The organism is Methanobacterium sp. (assembly GCF_016217785.1).
In the GTDB taxonomy this organism is placed as follows: Archaea; Methanobacteriota; Methanobacteria; order Methanobacteriales; family Methanobacteriaceae; genus Methanobacterium.
This window is the reverse complement of the sequence record NZ_JACRGA010000016.1, coordinates 1-21,617: the sequence shown is the minus strand read 5'-3', so window position 1 is coordinate 21,617 and position 21,617 is coordinate 1. Positions and strand designations below refer to the sequence as shown.

Annotated in this window: 23 protein-coding genes; 14 read left to right on the top strand and 9 right to left on the bottom strand. The window is 39.5% G+C overall.

What is annotated here, in order from left to right; translation table 11 throughout:
• Positions 1-7: 7 nt before the first annotated feature.
• The 8 genes from HY987_RS06545 to hpt form a co-directional block, all read right to left on the bottom strand.
• Positions 8-727: a CvpA family protein gene (locus HY987_RS06545; protein ID WP_292756835.1), complete on the bottom strand. Its 720-nt coding sequence runs from the start codon at positions 725-727 to the stop codon at positions 8-10.
• A gap of 15 nt (positions 728-742) precedes the next feature.
• The gene (locus HY987_RS06540) at positions 743-1,057 is read right to left on the bottom strand and encodes a transcription factor S (protein WP_008516208.1); all 315 of its coding nucleotides are present in this window, start codon (positions 1,055-1,057) and stop codon (positions 743-745) included.
• Positions 1,058-1,258: 201 nt separating this feature from the next.
• The gene (locus tag HY987_RS06535; RefSeq protein ID WP_292756830.1) at positions 1,259-1,681 is read right to left on the bottom strand and encodes an NUDIX hydrolase; all 423 of its coding nucleotides are present in this window, start codon (positions 1,679-1,681) and stop codon (positions 1,259-1,261) included.
• 113 nt (positions 1,682-1,794) lie between these two features.
• Positions 1,795-2,406, bottom strand: coding sequence for a DUF99 family protein (locus HY987_RS06530; protein ID WP_292756828.1), 612 nt, complete (start codon positions 2,404-2,406; stop codon positions 1,795-1,797).
• A 7-nt stretch (positions 2,407-2,413) separates the two neighbouring features.
• Complete coding sequence (locus HY987_RS06525) at positions 2,414-2,785, bottom strand: DNA-directed RNA polymerase subunit L (RefSeq protein ID WP_322175372.1); 372 nt, start codon at positions 2,783-2,785, stop codon at positions 2,414-2,416.
• Between the two features lies 1 nt (position 2,786).
• The gene (locus HY987_RS06520; RefSeq protein WP_292756826.1) at positions 2,787-3,356 is read right to left on the bottom strand and encodes an exosome complex RNA-binding protein Csl4; all 570 of its coding nucleotides are present in this window, start codon (positions 3,354-3,356) and stop codon (positions 2,787-2,789) included.
• A 683-nt stretch (positions 3,357-4,039) separates the two neighbouring features.
• The gene (dph2, locus tag HY987_RS06515) at positions 4,040-5,029 is read right to left on the bottom strand and encodes a diphthamide biosynthesis enzyme Dph2 (protein WP_292756824.1); all 990 of its coding nucleotides are present in this window, start codon (positions 5,027-5,029) and stop codon (positions 4,040-4,042) included.
• A gap of 70 nt (positions 5,030-5,099) precedes the next feature.
• Entirely contained in the window at positions 5,100-5,678 is a 579-nt protein-coding gene (gene hpt, locus HY987_RS06510; RefSeq protein ID WP_292756822.1) for a hypoxanthine/guanine phosphoribosyltransferase, read from the bottom strand.
• A gap of 580 nt (positions 5,679-6,258) precedes the next feature.
• Here hpt and HY987_RS06505 point away from each other — a divergent pair.
• From HY987_RS06505 to HY987_RS06455, 11 genes are all read left to right on the top strand, one after another.
• The gene (locus HY987_RS06505) at positions 6,259-7,590 is read left to right on the top strand and encodes a signal recognition particle protein Srp54 (RefSeq protein WP_292756820.1); all 1,332 of its coding nucleotides are present in this window, start codon (positions 6,259-6,261) and stop codon (positions 7,588-7,590) included.
• 165 nt (positions 7,591-7,755) lie between these two features.
• Complete coding sequence (locus tag HY987_RS06500) at positions 7,756-8,976, top strand: tRNA pseudouridine(54/55) synthase Pus10 (protein WP_292756818.1); 1,221 nt, start codon at positions 7,756-7,758, stop codon at positions 8,974-8,976.
• Positions 8,977-9,280: 304 nt separating this feature from the next.
• Positions 9,281-9,574, top strand: a complete 294-nt coding sequence (locus tag HY987_RS06495) for a 50S ribosomal protein L21e (RefSeq protein WP_292756817.1) — start codon at positions 9,281-9,283, stop codon at positions 9,572-9,574.
• Between the two features lie 5 nt (positions 9,575-9,579).
• A complete protein-coding gene (locus HY987_RS06490) occupies positions 9,580-9,918 on the top strand; it encodes an RNA polymerase Rpb4 family protein (protein ID WP_292756815.1) in 339 nt (112 codons plus the stop codon).
• Positions 9,919-10,054: 136 nt separating this feature from the next.
• A complete protein-coding gene (locus HY987_RS06485; protein ID WP_292756813.1) occupies positions 10,055-10,633 on the top strand; it encodes a DUF655 domain-containing protein in 579 nt (192 codons plus the stop codon).
• A 64-nt stretch (positions 10,634-10,697) separates the two neighbouring features.
• Positions 10,698-11,552 carry a 16S rRNA (adenine(1518)-N(6)/adenine(1519)-N(6))-dimethyltransferase RsmA gene (gene rsmA / locus HY987_RS06480; RefSeq protein ID WP_292756812.1) on the top strand — a complete coding sequence of 285 codons (855 nt, stop codon included), beginning with the start codon at positions 10,698-10,700 and terminating at the stop codon, positions 11,550-11,552.
• Entirely contained in the window at positions 11,536-11,904 is a 369-nt protein-coding gene (locus HY987_RS06475) for a carboxymuconolactone decarboxylase family protein (protein WP_292756811.1), read from the top strand. The genes rsmA and HY987_RS06475 overlap by 17 nt, the downstream gene beginning before the upstream one ends.
• 43 nt (positions 11,905-11,947) lie before the next feature.
• A complete protein-coding gene (locus HY987_RS06470; protein ID WP_292756809.1) occupies positions 11,948-12,550 on the top strand; it encodes a HemK2/MTQ2 family protein methyltransferase in 603 nt (200 codons plus the stop codon).
• Positions 12,551-12,769: 219 nt separating this feature from the next.
• Positions 12,770-18,688, top strand: coding sequence for an Ig-like domain-containing protein (locus HY987_RS06465; RefSeq protein ID WP_292756807.1), 5,919 nt, complete (start codon positions 12,770-12,772; stop codon positions 18,686-18,688).
• A gap of 16 nt (positions 18,689-18,704) precedes the next feature.
• Complete coding sequence (locus HY987_RS06460) at positions 18,705-19,601, top strand: hypothetical protein (RefSeq protein WP_292756805.1); 897 nt, start codon at positions 18,705-18,707, stop codon at positions 19,599-19,601.
• The gene (locus HY987_RS06455) at positions 19,585-20,511 is read left to right on the top strand and encodes a hypothetical protein (protein ID WP_292756803.1); all 927 of its coding nucleotides are present in this window, start codon (positions 19,585-19,587) and stop codon (positions 20,509-20,511) included. Before HY987_RS06460 ends, HY987_RS06455 begins: the two co-directional genes overlap by 17 nt.
• A gap of 75 nt (positions 20,512-20,586) precedes the next feature.
• On the opposite strand, the gene HY987_RS06450 is transcribed toward HY987_RS06455, so the two are convergent.
• Complete coding sequence (locus HY987_RS06450; protein ID WP_292756801.1) at positions 20,587-20,727, bottom strand: hypothetical protein; 141 nt, start codon at positions 20,725-20,727, stop codon at positions 20,587-20,589.
• A gap of 31 nt (positions 20,728-20,758) precedes the next feature.
• On the opposite strand from HY987_RS06450, the gene HY987_RS06445 reads away from it, so the two are divergent.
• The 3 genes from HY987_RS06445 to HY987_RS06435 all read left to right on the top strand — a co-directional run.
• The gene (locus HY987_RS06445) at positions 20,759-21,163 is read left to right on the top strand and encodes an Ig-like domain-containing protein (protein ID WP_292756799.1); all 405 of its coding nucleotides are present in this window, start codon (positions 20,759-20,761) and stop codon (positions 21,161-21,163) included.
• Complete coding sequence (locus HY987_RS06440) at positions 21,153-21,329, top strand: hypothetical protein (protein ID WP_292756797.1); 177 nt, start codon at positions 21,153-21,155, stop codon at positions 21,327-21,329. Before HY987_RS06445 ends, HY987_RS06440 begins: the two co-directional genes overlap by 11 nt.
• A partial coding sequence (locus HY987_RS06435; RefSeq protein WP_292756795.1) for a hypothetical protein occupies positions 21,322-21,617 on the top strand: 296 nt, incomplete at its 3' end. The genes HY987_RS06440 and HY987_RS06435, both read left to right, overlap by 8 nt.

Below are 21,617 nucleotides of genomic sequence, written 5' to 3'. Positions count from 1 at the left end.
CCTTAAATTACTTTTTATCCTTCTCCTCTATATTACCCTTTTGTTTTCCTTTCCTATCTTTTGAGTTTTCCTCAGAATCATGGTCTTCAGCTACTTCCAGTTCGCTGTGTATGTTTTTTAGGAAACTTCCTTCCAACAGCTGACGGGCGAAGATACCTGCAATGATCAAAACTCCCAACAATATTAAAAAAGCAGAGATGACTGCTCTTTCACCAAATATTACATTGTCAGCCACCCTGACTGCAGAGCCAAATATGTATAATATTCCGGCGATGATAAAAATCGCACCTATTATCCCCCCGCTGATTCGGATGACCTGTTCTTTATTGGATCGGAGCTTCCTGTAAAAGTTGAATTTCATGAGTTCCTGACTGAAGTGGAAGTCATGTGACTCAGATGAACTTTTATCACCTTCTTCATTATTCTCCTGAGATTTTTCTTTAGAAGTTTTAGAAGATTTTTTAGAACTTTTAGAAGAACCATTAGCAGAAGAGGGAGAAGATTCAGAGGGATCAATATTCCCCCGGGTCAAAAAATCTCTGAAACGTCTCTGCGAATTTTTATTAACTGATGCATCCTCAGATGTATCTTTAGACTTCTTGGATTCCTTAAACTTTCCAGATCCATCAGATGCAGGGGATACTTGAGATGTATGAGATGATTCGTCAATTTCAGAGATCGGCTGATCTTGACTTCCCTTTTTGGGTTTTTCTTCCAATTTAAACATCTCCGTTAATAACGTTTAATCGTACTCTCTCCAAGTTTGTCCGCATTCAGTACATCTTAAAAACCTGGTTTCAGATTCATCGGCCCTTCTAGTTTGTTGCAACCACCAAAATGCTAGTCGATTGCCACATTTTGGGCATAGAGCCTTGGTGGTGGGCAGAGTTTTAACATCATCCCCGGTTACAATTACATTTTCCTTAGGCGCTACTTTCTCAGAAATCTCATACTCACTTAAAGATTCCTTGGTTATCTTTTTTTGGTAACCGCATGAACATTCAAAACAATCACCTTTGGGGAACAGTACTGTTCCGCATTTAGGGCAAAATTCCATTTAAATCCTCCTAATAAGATTTACCATTTATTATATTGAATTATTATAATATTGAATTACATTGAATTGATTAACTGACATGTACATCTTACCAGAATTGATTTAATTGTCAGTTTAGTGATCATGTTATAATTTATAATGATAATGATTGGATTAGTATTTTAATTTTGATTGGTATTTTAATTAATTATTTCTTTAGTTTTACAGTATTCTTTTTAAAGCATCCTTTAAGATTTTGTTATGATCAAAGGCCAAATTCATCCTCAATGCCTCATCAGCTGTGAAACAGGAAACTTCAGCAGCATCTGTATCTGCCCTAAGTTCACCTTCGATTTTACTTGCCAAAAAACACACTGTAATCATGTGCCCCCTGGGATCTCTTCCCGGATCTGAATAAACTCCCAATAAATCCTGAATTTTAATTATTACCCCGGTCTCTTCCCTAACTTCTCTTATAACCGCTTCTTCAACGGTTTCACCATACTCGACAAATCCACCTGGGAATGCCCATGAACCCTTATAAGGAGCGTTTTTACGCCTTATAAATATTATTCGCCCATCAAAGATAGTTATTACCGCATCAACAGTTAAGAGAGGATGTTTAAAGCTTTTAATAATGTACACACCCCTTTATTAATAATGGAACCCATCTTAATTGGAAACCATCCATCCCCAACCATCTACAGGGAGAAAAAGCACACTTTATCTACCATCCCCCCATCTTTCCATTGACTATTTTAAGCATTTCCTTTGGATTCTCCAGTGGTTACACCAGCTGCAATGATGTGTGCGACTCGGATAGGTTCTGGTATTGCACTTCGGGTTGCAGATAGTGTCACGATCTCACTGGCATCCTCCTCAGTGATGCCACAGAACTGCATGTAGATGGGCTCCTGGTTATGAAATTTGTGAACTTTATAAATATCCCCTGCTTCAAGAATATGATTCCACCTTTCTTCCCAGTCAGGAAAATTTTTTAAAGCCTTTTTTATACGTGGCAGGTCCGGATATTTGCGCATGATAACTATAACCGGCACTCCGGTTTCCTGGAAGACCTTACAGATATTAACCACGTTAAAGCCACCAAAGGTGATGCCATCAAGCATCATAACTCCCAGTTGTTCCAGGTGTCGGGAGCCATTAACCATCGTAATCAAAGAGGTGGTGGCATCAGTGCCATCTACTGTGATATAGGTGCGGAGTACTCCATCCAACCAGTTTCCTGCCCGGAAAAGAGTTCCGATAATCATGACCTGTTCCCTGCTATGGGGAACAAATGGGGCATCATCCACTCCCAAGATTCTTATCTCTGGTTTGATGTTTCTGAACTTTTTGATGTTTTGAAACATTATGTGTTCATTTTTTCTTTTTAGTGGTCTTTTTAGTGGTTTTCTTGGTGGTTTTCTTGGCTGTTTTTCCAGTTGCTTTTTTAGCTGGCTTTTTAGCCTTCTTCCCTTTAGTTTTTCCATCACCATCAGATTCTAAGAGCTCTTTAAATTCATCACATCGTGATTTAAGAGTTTCAGCAGCATTTTTAAGAGATTTTTTGGGATTCTTAGCTCTTAAGTAGAGTTTTGGCTCTCCAATAATAGGGTGTTCTATCACGTATGCTGCGGCTTCCACATCCTTATCTTCCATAAGGGTCCTTCGCAGAGCATTACATAGCGAATGAGTTTCTCCTGTAATTTCTATCTCTAATTCATTCTTTTTGTCAGTTATAATCTTCATTTTATCCCTCGTAATTTGAAGAGATGTTTCTAGTCTCTTTCCTACCGCAGTTAGGACATTTAACTTCTTTTTTGCCTATTTTTTTCATGAAGTGTCTGCAGTTGGTGCACATGGCTTTCAAAACGCCCAGTTCATTTTCAGCAGTGGTAAGATCAGTGTTGTCCACTCCCATCACTTTGGTGACCCTGGCCGCTATAAGATCCCCAATATGGAAATCATCAGTTAATTTGTCCACATATCCCTTTCTTGCCTGGGAGATATGTATAGCACCTAAAAAAGTGACCGGAAGACTTCTTTTACTGTCTCTAATTCCATCTACATCTACTAATGCTCTTTGTCCTCGAACATCTCTTATCTGTCCTAAAACTACGTCGCCTTTTTTTAATATTGCAGGGGATTTTGTTTTGGGAATTATGGATATTTTTTTGTTTTTCTGGTCTATGGTTACTGTTCCCGCCACCAGTGACCTGATTTCACCATAGTCATCATAGGTCCATTCTGACGGGAGAAACTCCTCAGTGACTCCTAATGCATCACCAGGAAGAACGAAATCTCCGTTTTTTGCTTTCATCTAATTCACCTCATTTTAAAAACAAGCGTACTTGATTAATTTTGTTTTTTTGTTTATTTTTTGATGTTGTTAATGTTTAAATGACTTTGAATGATTAATAATGTTGGAAAAAGCACTTTGTTCCCATGATCATTCCTAGAAAACACTTAAAGCCCAGTATTCATCCTGAAAACATACCAAATGGAAATCGTACGTTGAAGTACACCTAATTGATTCTCTGCTATTATTAATACAGCTAATTTCAAATTTATGCATAAATGTGATAAAATTGCAATACTCATGATGATCATCTGCGCAGGGTGTTGGTAAATAACCCTTTAATAACCAATATGAGCGAATAATGATTTGTTAATATGTACTGATGATATGATTTGTTAATGTGATGTTGATGATATGATCTGGTTAGGGATGTAATCATGTTATATATGTATCTTTGAAGGTTGAATCTTTGAAAGCAGGAATAGGTAAGATAAGCACATAGAGTACTTTATTGATATTGATTTATATGATAAATTTCTTGAATTTACAGCTAATGATTTGGTAATAGGGAAATTGAGTAGGGAACTCATATTATAATCAAGGTATAGGTAATTGTGTGATAATTGACAATGTAAATTTGTTAATATATTTTGTAATTAGTTTACATTATGTTATGAACTAATGATTATATAAATTATATAATCTTAGTATTTAATCTCATCCATCTGATAATTTTCCCACTCCCTTAACCCCAGGACAATCTCCAACTCCTGAGGAGTCAAAAGAGGTTTTCCATACATTTTGGAGTCATCAATCGCTATTCGGGGACATGCAGTCACTATGAATGCATCTAAATCCATGTAAGGCAACAAACTGGGAGGGTTTATTTCATCCAGAAGTATCAGATAAGCTTCCCTGCCTTCATTATATATCATCTTCTTTAATTCTTTTGCCAGCTCCCACCGGCACTGCCCTTCCTTAGATGATATGAGTATTCCGAATTTTTTAGCCTCGCTAGCCCGGGTTATGCGGGCAAATCTTATTCTAAGAATTCTATCTGTAAATTCATCTATATCCCTTACCTGGTTAAGATAAGGATCAGCTATAATCACTGGCTTTTGGGTGGAAAGTTTTATCCCCAGGGGATGGAAGTTACCACTGCCCAGGTAAAGGTAGGCATCCACGGGCAGATCATGAACTGATGAAAAATTACATCCCAAGACCTGACCTTTTAATGTCCCAGCACCCTCCTTCATGATAACTTCCTTGCCACTTTCCTCCAGAAAATGGGCAGCGTCTTCCAAAAGATGCAGATGCTGAGTGGTAGTTACCAGACCAATTTTGTCCTTCCCTTCCAGATATTTCACTGCTTCTTCCAAAATTTCCATGGACTCCAACCGGTAATGGGCTTCCACAAAAAGAGTGGGAACTTTATAATCAATAGGAAGAGGCGTATGGCCAAAATGCACCAGTAAATCCACCATTCCATTCATTTCCACATCAGACAAATCACAGGCCCCATAACAGGGATCACCCGATATTAGAACTATTACCCCTGTTTCATTTTCTATCCTGGAGGCTAAGTCTGTTGCGTGGACTTTAAGACCTTCAGGGAATTGCAAACCAACTACTTTAGCCCCTGTTTCCCTGATTTTATCCACTATCTGCTCGATTTTGAATTGGTAATTTGTCATTTTTCTAAAATCCCATTTTATACATACGGTCTAGTTTTAATTTGTTCTTATACAAATCATAAGGTTCCAGTTAATCATCCTTTCCAGCAGTGATTTTTTCCACCACTACTTTACCATTCCTAACATTGGCCCGTACCAGTGTTTTCACCCTGGTTCCGGTTTCTTTCTCCACAAATTCCCGGCCATCACCCTTTTCAATAATAGCCATTACATCCACGATCTCTGTTTCTATACGTTGAAGGGCTTTAATCACAGCAGTCATGGTCCCCCCGGTGCTGACCACATCATCCACCAGGAAAACACGATCTCCCTTCCTTAAACCATTAACGTATAATTCGCCTTCACTGTATCCTGTTGTCTGGTGAACCGCCACTTCTCCTTCCAAACCATAGGAACGTTTTCTTACCACCACAAAGGGAATGCTGGTGAGGAGTGAAATGGCAGTTGCCAGGTGGATGCCCATGGCTTCCACGCAGACAATTTTATCCACATCCATGTTTCCAAACTGGGAAACCGCTTCTGCAACTTCTTGTAGTAAATCAGATTCAACCAGAGGAACACCATCAGTTATAGGATGAACAAAATAATCATATTCACCTTTTTTCACAACGGGGGCTTCAACAAGACTTTTTATTAGCTTTTCCAGCATATTATATCACCATCACATCAAATCTTTAAATCCAATGTTTAACCAGTTACTCAAACAATACATATAAGGACGAGTAAGGGAGGATCAGTACTGTTATGAGAGAGTTGTTTAAGAATAATTCTAAATTTTAACAAATAATTCTAAATAATACATAATTCATCTCATTTGATTAATCAATTAAAGACTGTTATGGGAGTTTGAATATTTTAACCCAAATATTCAAGATATAGGGTTATAAAATAGGTTGAAATAGGTAGGCATACATAATAATATAATATATTATAATCCTTGAGTTTTAGTATCATATTACACACAAATTGTTATAACTTTGAAAATGACATCCCAATTAATTTTATATATTATATATATTAAATTTAGATGAAGAACTAAGTGAAAGTATAGGATGTTTTCATAAGAATTTGAGAGGTAGGTGACTGATTTTCATATTTCAATATGAAAGCAAATCTACCCGAAAACAAATCTACACTAAGAATATAATTCCTTAAACTTATAAATACGGGATATTTGATACAAACATGACGTTAATTGATTACAAAGATTATGACCTGGTGATGAGATAATGTTAGGTAACCTGGGTAAAAATCTGACCAAAACCATGAAAAAATTGGCCGGAATGACCATTATCGATGAGGAAGTGGTCAAAGAGGTCATTAAAGACATCCAAAGAGCTTTAATCCAGTCGGATGTCAACATAAAACTGGTTCTGAACCTATCTAAAACCATAGAGGATAGGGCCTTGAATGAAGAACCCCCTAAAGGAGTTACCGCCAAGGAACATGTCATTAAAATTGTTTACGATGAACTGGTCCATCTCCTGGGAGATAAAGCAGCGGAAGTTGAAATTGAGAAGAAACCCTACAAAATACTCTTCGTAGGGCTGCAGGGAAGTGGTAAAACAACCACCATTGGAAAAATGGCCCGATACCTACAGAAGAAAGGTTTCAATCCAGCAATCATCTGTACCGACACTTGGAGACCTGCGGCCTACGAACAACTGCGCCAACTCACCGAAAATCTGAATTTATCCCTTTACGGAGATCCAGATAACAACGATGCCCTGGATCTGGCCCGAAAAGGTTTGAAGGAGTTCAAAAAGCAGGATCTTATAATTGTGGACACTGCCGGACGTCATAAGGAAGAAAAAGATCTTCTGGACGAGATGGAGCAGATATCCGCAGTTGTGGAACCTGACGAAGTTATGCTGGTCATTGATGGTACCATTGGTCAGCAGGCCAGGGAACAGGCCCTTGCATTTAGTAAAACCGCCAAAATAGGGTCCATTGTAATAACCAAACTGGACGGTTCAGCTAAAGGAGGAGGTGCCCTGTCAGCAGTAGCTGAGATTGGTGCTCCTATAAAGTTCATTGGAACCGGCGAACGCATAGAGGACCTGGAAGTTTTCGATCCCGAACGGTTCATCTCCAGGTTACTGGGAATGGGAGATATTAAGAGCCTCATTGAACGTGCTGAGGAAATTGCCGAGGAAGATGTTGACACCGAAGCTATGGATGCCATGCTCAGTGGTAAGTTCACCCTGAAGGATATGTACAGTCAGTTCGAGATGATGAATAAGATGGGACCCATGCAGCAGGTGATGAACATGTTACCCGGTATGGGAAATAAACTACCTAAAAACGCTTCCCAGGTAACCGAAGAAAAACTGGGCAAGTACAAGATTCTGATGGATTCCATGACAGAACATGAATTAATCCATCCTGAAGTCATCAAACAGTCCCGGGTTAAAAGAATAGCTCGAGGCTCTGGAATGCGTAATGAAGATGTTAAGGAGCTTTTAAAGTATTACCAGGTGACTAAAAAGGCAATTAAGGGCTTTGGAAAACGGAAGATGGGCGGACCACTGGGGCAGATGATGCGGCAGATGATGCGATAAACATCCCCCTGTCAACTTATTTTATGCGTATACTGAAGTTGAGTTAGTATACTAAAATTAAATTTGAGAGAGTATACCAAAATTACTGAAAATTCTGAGGCATTACTACTCTCATATCATTTTATAACAAAATTAAGAATCCAATTCATATCAGGACAGACCACCATGAAAAATATTAAAGAACAGGCCCAGAAAATAATCAAAATCAGCCATGGGAACATTTGCAACCGTTGTCTGGGTAGGAATTTTTATCCACAAGTTTCAGGTAATGATAATCAGGAACGAGGTGCTTATCTGAAAGATGTCCTGAGCGAAGACGAGGAAATGCCTGAAAAGAGTGAAGCTTGCTATGTATGTGGAGATATTTTTCTGGATCTGGAAAATATCCTGGAAAAAATAATCAACACCATCCATAATTCCCAGGTTGAATTTACAACATTCCTGGTGGGTTGTCGTCTGCCAGATGAAATCCTGGAGAAAGAGAAATATATCCAGGAAAAAACTGGATTTAATGGCGATATCATAAAAAAAGAGATTAACAGGGAGTTGGGTAAAGAATTAGAACTTCGTCTGGAGAGAGAAGTGGATTTTGATAACCCAAATCTGGTGATTATGATGGATTTCACCAGCAACCAAGTAGAACTTCAGATAAATCCACTGTTCATTGAAGGAAGATACCGAAAACTCATACGAGGTATTCCTCAGACCAGATGGCCTTGCCGAAAATGCAGGGGAAAAGGATGCAAAATATGTGATTTCACCGGGAAAATGTACCCCGAATCCGTTGAAGAACTAATGGCAGAAAAGGTTTTAAAGGCAACAAGAGGCGTTGAATCTAAATTTCATGGTGCAGGTAGGGAAGACATTGATGTGAGGATGCTGGGGAGAGGAAGGCCATTTGTACTGGAGATAAAGGAGCCTAAACTGCGTGATTTGAACTTGGAAGATTTAACTGCTGAAATAAACCAACACTGCACTGGCAAAGTGGAAGTTCTTGACTTAAAATCAGTGAATAAAGATCGAAGAAGCGGTATTAAAGCATCTTCCACAGAAACCTATAAAATCTACCGTGCACTGGTAGAACTGGATCAGGAGACGGATGCGGAGAAATTAAATGTCTTAAATTCTCTTAACATAATCAAACAACGTACTCCCATTCGGGTTTCCCACCGGAGAGCAGATAAGATCCGTACCAGAGAAGTGAAGGAGATTCAAGTTAAACTGCTGGATTCCAACCATCTGGAATTGGTTGTGAATTGTGAAGGCGGATTATATATCAAAGAACTCATATCAGGAGATGAAGATAGAACCCAGCCCAGTGTGACTTCCATTCTGGGCATAACTGCCAAGTGTATAGAGTTAGATGTGTTGGAAGTTAACATTTAAATGAGTGGAAGGATAGTTTTATAAACTCCGTTACATCATAAATAATTCTAATCGATTTACAAAATGAGCCAATTAACCACTGGAAGATTCATACGAATTTTATCTTAAATTGCAGGTTAGGCCCTATAAGAAATAATATCTTAAATTAACAAATCGTATCTGCGCAAATCACCTGAGAGGCCAAATACTCATAAATATTGCCCAATAACTCATGGAAGCAGACAACTCTAAAACAAAGATAGTTGGAAGTAAATTTAATAATAAATTTAATAACCCATTTCTAACTGAAGTGGAGGTTTTGAAAATGACTCAGAGATCAAGAGGTTTTAGAAGTAAAACAAGGTACAAACTTAAAAAGACTTTAAGAGCAGGGAGAAGCAATCCCATAACCAAAAAAATACAGACATTCCAGGAAGACGATCTGGTTCACATAATAATCGACCCCAGCGTTCACAAAGGCCAACCTCACCCACGTTTCCATGGTAAAACCGGTAAAGTGGCTGAAAAAAGAGGCCGGGCATACATAGTAGCAATTAATGATGGGAATAAAGCTAAAAAACTGATTATTCGACCTGAACACCTGAAAATACAGGAGTGATGGTGATGATTGGGAAAAAAGTCCTTGAAACCGATCCAATACCCCTGGTTAAAGTCAAGCCACTCTTAGAAGAACGAGAAGCAGTTCATGAGTTAAGTTATGAACAGAATCTGGCCCTGGATCACGTCACCAAATTCTCTAAAATATCAGTAGAAGATGCAGAGAAGCTGGTAGATGAACTGGAAGAAATTATCAAAAAGACCCAGGCCATTAAGATAGCAGATGTCATGCCCGAAGATATGGATGACATGCGATTGATTTTCGCCAAGGAAAGGGGATCCCATAAAAAGGAAGAACTTGAGAATATACTGAAAATTGTGAACAAATACCGGGAAAAAGACTAAAAAACTTTTTAAAAACTCTTTTTCCTTCGGGTGAAACTTTAAATATTATGGGAAGTATTCACATCGGCTATATCGAGATGTGATACGAACGAAATTTAAACTGTAATTATCTAAAATTAATTCAGGGTGTGGTTAAATGGAGGATTATGCTATTATTTTAGACTATCTACCTCTGGGTTATGTTAGAGAGGGATCAAACTCCTATAAACGTAAACCTGTGGCTCAGGCAATTGGTACAGAAGAATTCACCCTGTTAGAGTTAACACCAAAGGAAAATGTAAACTTGGATATTCATGAAAAGGTTTACATTGGAGCCGGGAAAAGAGAGAAAATTGCCCGGGTTAACCGTAGATTACCCTTTAACAAAATGACTTCAACTGCTAAAATAGAGGTAAATTACGTCATTGAAGAAATTATAAAAGAAAAGGAAGATAAATTTGTCCAATTCTTCAATGAAGCAGGCCCCATTTCCACCCGCCTGCACCAGATTGAACTTCTACCCGGTATCGGTAAAAAGCACATGTGGGATATTCTACAGGCACGGAAGGAAGCCCCTTTCCAGGACTTTGTCGATGTGAAAAAACGAGTTCCCATGCTATCTGACCCTGTGAAACTCGTTGCCAAAAGAATTCACCTGGAACTGGAAGCAGCTGAAGACAGGAAAGGTAAAAAGAAATACATCTTATTCACCCGACCTCCAAAACGCAAATTTTAAATTATATTCATTTTTTAAAGAATGAAGTTTTAAAATTAATGAAGGAATTCAAAGATTAAGGAAAATGTTGGCCCAAGAAACCTCCCAGCTGTTAAAAAAGCACCAGATAAGGTTAAACCGGAGGAAAGGTCAAAATTACCTCATCAATGACCATATTTTAGCTCGAATTATTGAAAACTCCCATCTCAATGATTCAGATGTGGTGCTGGAGATTGGAGCAGGTATCGGTACATTAACCATCCCCCTGGCTGAAAAATCTTCTAAAGTAGTTGCTTTTGAGCAGGATAAGAAAGTTTCCCGGGTTCTCAAGGAAAGGCTGCAAGAACTAGAAATATCCAATGTGGAAGTTCTGGAGGGCGATGCTGCCAAAATGGAGTTCCCTTATTTTAACAAAGTAGTATCCAACTTACCCTACCAAATATCATCCCCCATAACCTTCAAACTCCTTAACTACGACTTTGATTACGCTATTTTAATGTATCAACTGGAATTCGCCCAGAGAATGGTAGCCCAACCTGGTGAATCTAATTATTCCCGTCTGTCGGTGATGATGAACATGTGCACACACACAGAACTTCTTTTTAAGGTTCCCCAGAATGCTTTCCTACCTCCACCCCGAATTTCCTCGGCAGTAATCAAGTTAGTACCCCAAAAGAACCCCCAGGCTGATAAATTCTTCACTAATACCTGTCGGGCATTATTTCAGCATAAAAAGAAGAAATCAGGAAAGGCCTTGCTTCAATCTTTCCATGAAATATCCAGCTTAGACTTGGACCGAAGCAGTATCAGGAATCTCATCCGTAAACTGGACCCCAAACTCACTGAAGAAAGGGTTTTTAACTTGAAAGGTGAAGAAATTTTAACAATTTCCAGAGAACTTAAAGAGTTAATGGAGAGGTATGATGAAAAAAAGGGGTAAGATAAATAACACTGAGAAAATGGATGGAACGAATAACACCGCGATAAATCCTTTTCAACTATTTCAGGATGAATTTCCAGAATTAGCAGGACGTTTCAATGATCTGGTGGATGCCCAGCGTTCTCTTAAAGGAATGGATCCCAAAACCAAGCAACTGGTGAATATAGCCATCCAGACTGCTAACCGCAACCCAATGGGAGTTAAAATGCATTCATACATGGCTAAAAGTCAGGGTGCATCCAGAGATGAGATTTTAGGAGCAGTGGTGATGAACCTTCATCTTTCAGGACTCTCAACTGTACTGGATTGCCTTCCATCAGCATTGGAAGGTCTGGAATCAGTGAAAGAATAATTTTATACAAGTTCTTATATGTACTTACTATTAGAGGATTAACATGTTAGATTACAAGGGAATTCATTACAAGACCTATCCTGAAGTTTACGAACCTGCTGAAGATACATTTCTCCTTGCAGAAAATCTTCAGGTGGAAAGAAGGCACAGAGTGCTTGAAATAGGAACCGGGACGGGAATTGTGGCAATAACTGTTTCCAGACAATGCAGGACCGTTGTGGCAACTGATATCAACCCCCATGCCATAAAATGCGCCACCCACAATATTATCAACAACAAGACATACAATGTGGAGTTAAAGGAAGGAGACTTATTTGAACCGGTTGTTGGTGAGAAATTCGATTTAATATTATTCAATACACCATACCTCCCCACTTCAGAAGATGAAAGGGTTCATGATGAACTTGAAGCTGCATGGGATGGTGGCTCAGATGGTAGAGAAGTTATAGACCGTTTTTTGGATGAATTAATTGATTATCTTAATCCAGAGGGAAGAGTTCAGTTAGTACAGTCATCTCTATCAGATATTGATAAAACACTTGATAAACTGGAAAAAATGGGTCTGGATACATGTGTAACTGCCCGTGAAAAGCATTTCTTTGAGGAAGTGGTGGTTATAACCGGGATTCTAAGAGATTCCAATTAATTTTTTATTTTTAAATAATAATATCCTTTATTTTTCATTAAATCTACCTTAATACGATTTTAGCTCATATAAACCTCAGACCATTTAACACCCCAATATGACCTTCTCATCATAACATCATAACATTTATATGATACTTACGATTGATAGCAGATCATACTTTAAAATATCTTTAAATTATTCAATTTAGTGGAATATTAATAGAAGAAGGGAGGGGCAATGGTGGATAAAAAATTATTCTATCTAATTTTGGGTTTTACCTTCCTATCAACCATTTGCATCTCCTCAACAGCTTTCGCAGTAGAATTAGAAAAAAATTACACTAACAACTCTGATTTTGATAATGGCACCCTAATAAACTTAGAATACAATAGTACTCAAGACCAGTTGCAGCTTTCCAACAAATCACAGTCCTTATTTTCATTTATATGGGTTCCTAACAGTAACGAAGGCACAGTATCTAAAATAGATACTGTAACTGGACAGGAAGTGGGCCGTTACCACACCGGCCCTTATAATTATGGTAACCCCTCCCGAACCACCGTGGACCTTGAGGGTAATTGCTGGTTGGGAAACCGGCAAACAGGTACTGCAGTGAAAATTGGAATTCTAGAAAACGGAGGATTCATAGACCGCAACCATGATGGAATAATCGAAACATCCGGTGATCTTAATGGAGATGGAGTGATAACTGATAGTGAAATTCTCCCATGGGGTCAAGACGAATGCGTGCTCTGGGAGGTGATACTTATACCGGGCCGTGAGGGCACTTACACCCCTGGAGAGTACACAGGATCCTACGTTAATGACAACAACTATCCTGGACCAAGAGGAGTGGCAGTAGATTCCCAAAACAATGTTTGGTTAGGTTGCTATGGAACTGGCAAATATTACTATGTTAATGGTACCACCGGGCAGATCCTTAAAATGGTTGATGTCTCATCAGTAAGTCACACCCCCTACGGAGCAATCATAGATCAAAATGGAATATTATGGTCGTCTGGCGCAGGAGGCAATAATATTCTCCGCCTGGATCCGTCCAACAATACCTTCACCCGCATAAACATTGGACATTTTGCTTACGGACTGGGCCTGGATAAAAATAATCATCTTTTTGTGGCAGGTTGGGATTCCTCACGATTCACTCGAATAAACATCCTCACAGGTACCATTGAATGGACAAAACCGTGCCCTTATCAGTCTCGAGGAGTAGCCGTCACTGATGATGACGATGTGTGGATTGTGAACTCAGCAGCTGGCACATTAACCCGTTACTCCAATAATGGAGATTTCAAAGCAACCATAGCCATTGGTAACACCCCCACAGGCGTTTCTACCGATAGAAATGGTAATTTATGGGTCGTTGACTACGGCGATGAGTACATCCATCGCGTCGACCCCCTCATCAACAAAGTAGATCTCAGCAAAGCACTCCCTGGAACCCGTCATTACGGTTACAGCGACATGACAGGAACAGTGTCCCAAAGCATCACCACCAAAAAAGGCACTTGGACCGTGACCCATGACTCTGAAATTCCAGACACTCCCTGGGGCCCCATAAACTGGAATAGCTATGAACCTAACGGCACCAAAATCACCGTACGGGTGAAAAGTTCCAACGACGGGATAAACTGGTCACCCTGGGAAACTGTTACCAACAACACCCCCCTTCAGAATACCCCACCTGGCAGATATTTAATGGTTGAAACCACCCTGCAAAGATTTCAGGGTAACATATCACCCATCCTTTATGATCTCACTGTCAAAGCACTGGTGGCTGATGTCTCAATAGAGATTATCGGGGATAATTCGGTTATTGCTGGCAAAATGCAAATACTTCAGGTGAACATCCGAAATCATGGCCCTCAAACATCCAACAACAACATATTCATTGCAGATATACCACTGAAAAACCCGGAATACTCTCAAGATAACGGGGCAACCTGGAATAACTGGACTGGGACTTTGAACCTGGGAAACCTGGATAAAAATGATTTTAAAACTTTCTTAATAAGGGGTTTAATGCCTTGCTGGGCCAACGGCACATTACAATTCACTGGAAGGATCTCTTCAGATACCAAAGATATTAACTCTACCAATAACATTTATCATCACTTCACAATTGCAGACACAGAGTGTGAACTTTCTGTGGGTGTAACTGATTATCCAGACCCAGCCACTCCCGGGGAACAACTCACCTATCAGGTGACAGTTCAAAATAGTGGCCCTTCCACCGCCAGCGGAGTTTATTTAACTGGCACTTTTCCTTTACAAAATCCAGAATATTCATTAGATGGGGGTAGTAACTGGAACTTGTGGACCGGATCAATGGATTTAGGAACAATGCAATCCCACACTTCAAAATCCGCACTGTTCCGAGGGTTGATACCATCCTCTGCCATAGGAATCTTAAATTGTACAGTTCAGGTGGGAAGTAGCACTACCGACACCAACCAGACTAATAACATCGGCAACCAGTCCACCATCCTTAAAAGTGTTTCAAACCTCTCTGTTATCCTGAATGAAATCCCTGAAGCTGTGGCTGGCAATATAATCGCCACCACCATAACTGTATCCAACGATGGACCCTCAGACGCACATAATGTTATAGTATCCTTTGAATCAATCTTGGAATCATTGGAACAGTTAATCAACGGTAATTGGTTGCCTTTGGTAGGTTTATTATGTTTAGGAACCATTCCAGCAGGAGAAAATCGAAGTGTTCAGGTGAGAGGAACCATACCTTCCTCCCTTGAAGGGGCCTTGAACATCGTGGTCCGGGTAAACGGGACTAACTCAACTGATACCAGTGTTCTTTTAATAAGTAACTCCACACAGTTCCAGGTGAATATAGAAACACCTGCCAGTGCCCAGGCAGGGGATGATTTAACATTTAAAGTAAATGTTAGAAATCCCGGAACTTCTACCCCTGAGAAGGTAATTCTCACTGGAACCCTCCCCCTAATTAACCCTCAGTTTTCCCTGGATAATGGAGTAACCTGGAATCCGTGGAGGGGAATGGTAGAACTGGGCCAGATAGGTGTCAATGATTCTGTACAAATCATTTTCCAGGGAAAAATACCATCATCCCTTAATGGCACCATGAATCTAAACACATCCATACTAATACCCGGTAGAGATCCTCAGAAACTCACCGGCATTCCGATTGGTCTGGAGAAAATTGCTGACCTTAAGATCACCCTCACCATCAACAACCCTCATCCTCATCTGGAGGAGGATTTCCAGGTTAAAATCAGGGTGGAAAACCTGGGTCCCGGTGACAGCAGCCAGGCCCGGGCGGAATATGAACTTCCACCAGGCATGGAGATAATTGGAAACCGCATCTATGACAGACAGGGAAATGTGTGGATTCTGGGAGACATACCCCGCGGAGGCATAGTCACCTTGATTTTAAAGGCACGTTCACATAGTTTAAACATTTTACAACCTGTGGCTGTGGCTTATGGTATGGAATATGATCCAGACCTCTTTAACAATCGAGCCTCCTCTTCCCTTCTAGCTTATTTAGTACCATCAATTTACCTCACACCCCAGGTTAATGCAGCCAGTTCCTCCAATGTAAGGAGTCAGGGAGGCAATCCTAAGACCGTTCCTATGCAGGAAACAGGAGTACCCTTTAATTTCACCAGTTTTCTGATTCTTGTGGTTTTTATGGGTGTTTCGCTCCGTAATAACCGGTACGCAAGGAACAAAAAGTTATTTATCATTACCACATTATTTTTGGCCCTGGCAGCATCAGGCGCTGCTTTTGCAGATACACCACCAGATACAGCAGATATAATCCCGGAAACGGTTAAATCAGGGGATGTGATCCTAATTGAAGCCAATCCTGCCCCATCCACCACTAAAGTAAAAGTCTACATCCAGGATGAGACTTACGATATGGTTAAAGAATCTGACAACATCTGGAGATATAAATATGTAACCCCCCAGGCGGCTGATGGTAATTATCCCGCCCTAATCACTGCCTGGAACACCTCTGGAGGTCAAAAACAGTTCCAACTTAACTACACAATTGATAACACTCCACCACTAATGGAATCCACCATCAACACCAGCCAGGCCAGATCCGGAGATAAAATCACCATTAAAGTAGAATCAGACCCAGATACAGTCATCACCCAGGCATTATTCAGAGGGGAAACTTTGAACCTAGCAAAACAAATTGATGGAACCTGGAACCTGGAATACACTATACCAGAATCCACACCAGATGGTTTATACACCCTTATAATCACAGGACAGGATAATCTAGGTAACGCAGCCACTAATAACCTCTTCTTAACCATTGATAACACCCCTACCACCTCTCCCCGCCTATCCACCTTAACTGGTAAAGTCACCCCAGACATCAGCAGATCCGGAGGCCAAATCATCGTAGAAGCTTTCAGTGGGCCAGAGACCACCACCCTGGATGCGGTGATAATAGGAACAACCCATCATCTCATCAAACAGGCAGATGGCACCTGGAAACTCATCTACACATTACCAGATGCCCCTGACCGGACCTATCCAATACTGTTCATCGCCACTGATAACAAAGGCACACAGAAAAACACCACACTTTTCCTCATCATTGATAACACACCACCACAATTAGATGCCACTTTAACACCGGAACTGGTACGTACTGGTAACATAATCACCATAAACGCCACCACCAGTTCTGATGCAGAGAAAGTCACCGCATCTATATTGGGGGAAACACTGAAACTTAAAAAACAATCCACCAATTCGTGGATGCTCAGATACGCAGTACCCCAAGCAACAGACGGATCACACAACATCAACATAATCGCCACAGACAAAGCAGGCAACCAGGCACAAACCACCCTCACCTTCACAGTAGACAACACCCCACCCACACTAAACCCCACCATAAACCAGACGCTGGTCAGATCAGGTGACAAGATCACCATAGCCACCACAGCAGACAACGACACCCAATCTGTGAAAGTATACATTCAGGATAATACCTACGACCTAACCAAAAACCAGAACGGCACCTGGAACCTGGAATACACCACACCCCAAATTGGTGACGGAGTCTACTCCATCCTACTCATTGCCCGAGACATGGTGGGTAACACCAACCAAACACCACTCACCTTCACAGTGGACAACACACCCCCTGTTATCAACCCAAAAATCAATCCAGAAAGTGCAAAACCGGGAGAAAACATCACCATAACCGTAAACACCTCCCCAGACACGCAAAACGTGGCGGCCATCATAGGCACACAAAGAATCAACCTCATCCTCACAAACGGAACTTGGACCACCAACTACACCATACCACTAGATGCCACCTTCGACATACACACCATACAAATAGAAGGAACAGACACCGTTGGGAACATTGGCAAAAACACAGCCAGTTATGAAGTTTTGGATCCTAACCCCACACCCTCCTGGCTTGAAGATCTGATAACCCCAGACACACCCGAACCCCAATATCCAAATATTTACACAAACAATCCCGGAACTGGAAACACAGGAGGATCTAACAGCCCGGGATCCGGAACCATAGGAGGCAACGACCAACTCTACAGAGACCAAATGTACATCCGAGACACATTAAGTTACACACCCACCACCGACCCAAACACCAACACAACAACAACCCCACCCAAAATGTCAGGATGGAACATAGACACAAAGATAATCCCTGAAATATTAATAACAGCAGCAATTCTTGCAACATCCGCCATTGCTGCAAGATTTTTAAATGGAGAAGTGTTAGAGTTAAAAAACAGCTTTGAAAAATGGGCTGTGAAACATCTAGGAAATAAAGTACCAAGTACAAAATCAATTGTTTTATATGTAATTTCTATAGGCATTTTTGCGTTAGATCCAGGGCTTGTAGATGGAATTTTGCTGTTTGTTGGAATGTTTGGGTTTTTCTTTAATTTCATTGCAGCAATAATGTATAGCGGAGCAATGGAGATTTTTGGCTACATTCTAATGGCATTCGCTATCATTAAATTAGTCAAAAAATATTGGGGGCTTGATGTTGTACAAATGGCAAGTGATAAACTAGGTAAATTAAAGGAAATATTTACAAATGAATTTGGCCCAATATTCGACCATCTAAAAGAAATGTTTGGATTAAAATAGAATATAAGATGATATAATGTTTTCAAAGAAAGAATCTGACTTTGAAAAGTTGCAAAGGCTTTTCTGGGAATTTATCAATAATTACGGTGAGGATGGTTTTGAAAACATCCTTTCTAATTTAGATAATCCACAAAAGTTGGGTTATAGTGAAAAATTAGTTGACAATCATATTTCTAGTCCAGTTTGTAGGGCTCCAGACTTTCACAATAATATGAAGAAAACTTTCGCTAAGGGATATACTAATTTTTTAAGATATGTCTATGGAGTAAGACTTAGAACAATGGCTGTGAATACTTTACCAGAAGAGGTAGCAGGAAGAGGTCAAATTATTATAGCTATGATGAATTTGCCACGAGGTTGGCCATTCACTAAATTCACGCAGGATGAATTTTTATCATTGTATTTATTATTAGAGCGGCTTTATTTTGTCCAAATAGGCCATAAATTAAGAGCAGAAGATCTTTTGAATATTTATTTTAGTGGTTTAGACGAACGGTTAGTTTTCTTTTTGAACGAATTTGATACTGTGGTGGATGAAGATATTCCTGAACCTTCCAAGGAGTATTTTCAGGTTCTCAAATATATGAAATATCAAGATGAAACTGTAAAAAACATGAAACGAGAACTGGGTTTTTTGATAGGAACTGCAATTAGGTATTATGTTGGGAGATTAGGCGGATGGGAAAATAATGTTTTAAAAACTTTAATCTATTGTTCAGCAGCATCAGACGGAAGAAAAATCATTACCCGAAAGGATATTGTAAGAGGTTATGAAACTTACTTCAAACTTTTGAACAAGGATATCACCAAATACAAAGCCCGAGAGGATGTTTTAAACTCTACAAATTACGATAGTTTTAGAGCTAAAATGTCATACTATAATCTTAGATTATTGCATGGAAAAAATCCATAATATTAATATCCTGTTTTCAAAGAAAGAATCTAAATTTGGAAAGTTAGAAAGGCTTTTCTGGGAATTTATCAATAATTACGGCGAGGAAGGATTTGAGAAAATCCTTTCCAACTTAGATAATCCAAAAAAGTTGGGTTATACTGAAAAACTCGTGAATAATCATGTTTTCAGCCCTGTGTGTATGGCAACTGCCCATCGCAATATACGACGTGAAGTTTTTTCCAAAAATTATACTGATTTTTTAAAATACGTTTATGGAGTTAGACTCAGAACACTTGCAGCAAATACATTACCCACAGAGATCTCAGGTTGGGGCATGATAATTGCAATTATTGAAAACCTGCCACGCGGCTGGCCATTCACTAAAATAACACATGATGAGTTTGAATCAATATATTTATTATTAGAAAGGCTTTATTTTGTACAATCAAATCATAAACTAGGGGCAAACGATCTTATAAATATCTATTTTAGCGGTTTAGATGAGCGACTGGTGTTCTTTCTGAATGAATTTGATAATGTAAGAGATGAAGACATACCAGAACCATCTAAAGCATATTTTCAATCTTTAAAATATGTTAAATACCAAGATAAGACTACAAAAACTATGTATCAAGATTTAGGACAGTTAATCGGATTTGCCATGAGATACTATCTTTCAGGAAGATTGGGTGGATGGGAAAGTAACTTATTGAAAACTTTAACTTACTGTTCAGCAGTTTCTGATGGAAGAGAAATCATTGTCAGGGATGATATAGTTAATGCTTTTAACACATATTTCAAGCTTTTAAAAACAGATGTCACCAAATACAAGGTTCGGAATGAGATTCTAAACTCTGGCGATTACGACAGCTTCAGAGCCAAATTAATGTACTACAATCTAAGACTTACACATGGAATAACACCTTAAATAGTAATCCAAACTTTAAACATCTTCCAGTTGTGAAAAACTAGAAATACACTAACAACAACACCCAAAGATCAATTATAACATTCTCACAACAACTACAGACAAAGCAGGCAACCAAGCACAAACCACACTCACCTTCACCCCGGACAACACCCCACCCACACTAAACCCCACCATAAGCCCAACCCTAGTTAAATCAGGTGACAAGATCACCATAACCACCACAGCAGACAACGACACACAATCTGTGAAAGCATACTTCCAAGACAACACCTATGACCTAACCAAAAACCCTAACAACACCTGGAGCATGGCATACACCACCCCACAAATTGGTGATGGAGTTTACTCCATCTTACTCATGGCCCGGGACATGGTGGGTAACACCAACCAAACACCACTCACATTCACAGTAGATAACACCCCACCCGTAATCAACCCTGAAATCAATCCAGAAAGTGCCAAACCTGGAGAAACAATAAATATAACCGTCCACGCATCACCAGACACACAAAATGTAGTGGCCATCATAGGCACACAAAGAATCAACCCCACATACAATAATGGAACCTGGACCACTAATTACACTATACCTAGATGCCACCTTCGACATCCACACCATACAAATAGAAGGAACAGACATGGTAGGTAACGTGGGTAAGAACATGGCCAGTTACGAAGTACTGGATCCTAACCCTAACCCAGAACCTGGACCAAACCCCAGGCCCAACCCTGGACCTGGACCAACACCCAGCCCCTTAAACACACCCCAAACACAACTACAACGTTATCGGAAGAATTACGGATTCTTTGGATAAAGTGAACAAAGCTGTTAATAATCCTACTGTTCAAAAGGCTTTAAAAGCATGGGACAGCTTTTTAAACAAAGTCGGTTTCAATTACGGAATGTCAGTTTTCAAAAAAGGACTATACAAATTATTCCCCGACAAAAAATCTGAAATAGATTCCCTATTATTATTATTATTATTATTATTATTATTATTATTATTATTATTATTATTATTATTATTATTATTATTATTATTATTATTATTATTATTATTATTATTATTATTATTATTATTATTATTATTATTATTATTATT

What these genes read in the sequence shown, in the direction of transcription:
- HY987_RS06545 (WP_292756835.1), bottom strand. Translation starts at nt 727, where the DNA reads ATGTTTAAATTGGAAGAAAAACCCAAAAAGGGAAGTCAAGATCAGCCG.
- HY987_RS06540 (WP_008516208.1), bottom strand. Translation starts at nt 1,057, where the DNA reads ATGGAATTTTGCCCTAAATGCGGAACAGTACTGTTCCCCAAAGGTGAT.
- HY987_RS06530 (WP_292756828.1), bottom strand. Translation starts at nt 2,406, where the DNA reads ATGTTTCAAAACATCAAAAAGTTCAGAAACATCAAACCAGAGATAAGA.
- HY987_RS06525 (WP_322175372.1), bottom strand. Translation starts at nt 2,785, where the DNA reads ATGAAGATTATAACTGACAAAAAGAATGAATTAGAGATAGAAATTACA.
- HY987_RS06520 (WP_292756826.1), bottom strand. Translation starts at nt 3,356, where the DNA reads ATGAAAGCAAAAAACGGAGATTTCGTTCTTCCTGGTGATGCATTAGGA.
- dph2 (WP_292756824.1), bottom strand. Translation starts at nt 5,029, where the DNA reads ATGACAAATTACCAATTCAAAATCGAGCAGATAGTGGATAAAATCAGG.
- hpt (WP_292756822.1), bottom strand. Translation starts at nt 5,678, where the DNA reads ATGCTGGAAAAGCTAATAAAAAGTCTTGTTGAAGCCCCCGTTGTGAAA.
- HY987_RS06505 (WP_292756820.1), top strand. Translation starts at nt 6,259, where the DNA reads ATGTTAGGTAACCTGGGTAAAAATCTGACCAAAACCATGAAAAAATTG.
- HY987_RS06500 (WP_292756818.1), top strand. Translation starts at nt 7,756, where the DNA reads ATGAAAAATATTAAAGAACAGGCCCAGAAAATAATCAAAATCAGCCAT.
- HY987_RS06495 (WP_292756817.1), top strand. Translation starts at nt 9,281, where the DNA reads ATGACTCAGAGATCAAGAGGTTTTAGAAGTAAAACAAGGTACAAACTT.
- HY987_RS06490 (WP_292756815.1), top strand. Translation starts at nt 9,580, where the DNA reads ATGATTGGGAAAAAAGTCCTTGAAACCGATCCAATACCCCTGGTTAAA.
- HY987_RS06485 (WP_292756813.1), top strand. Translation starts at nt 10,055, where the DNA reads ATGGAGGATTATGCTATTATTTTAGACTATCTACCTCTGGGTTATGTT.
- rsmA (WP_292756812.1), top strand. Translation starts at nt 10,698, where the DNA reads ATGTTGGCCCAAGAAACCTCCCAGCTGTTAAAAAAGCACCAGATAAGG.
- HY987_RS06475 (WP_292756811.1), top strand. Translation starts at nt 11,536, where the DNA reads ATGAAAAAAAGGGGTAAGATAAATAACACTGAGAAAATGGATGGAACG.
- HY987_RS06470 (WP_292756809.1), top strand. Translation starts at nt 11,948, where the DNA reads ATGTTAGATTACAAGGGAATTCATTACAAGACCTATCCTGAAGTTTAC.
- HY987_RS06465 (WP_292756807.1), top strand. Translation starts at nt 12,770, where the DNA reads ATGGTGGATAAAAAATTATTCTATCTAATTTTGGGTTTTACCTTCCTA.
- HY987_RS06460 (WP_292756805.1), top strand. Translation starts at nt 18,705, where the DNA reads ATGTTTTCAAAGAAAGAATCTGACTTTGAAAAGTTGCAAAGGCTTTTC.
- HY987_RS06455 (WP_292756803.1), top strand. Translation starts at nt 19,585, where the DNA reads ATGGAAAAAATCCATAATATTAATATCCTGTTTTCAAAGAAAGAATCT.
- HY987_RS06450 (WP_292756801.1), bottom strand. Translation starts at nt 20,727, where the DNA reads ATGGTGATCTTGTCACCTGATTTAACTAGGGTTGGGCTTATGGTGGGG.
- HY987_RS06440 (WP_292756797.1), top strand. Translation starts at nt 21,153, where the DNA reads ATGGTAGGTAACGTGGGTAAGAACATGGCCAGTTACGAAGTACTGGAT.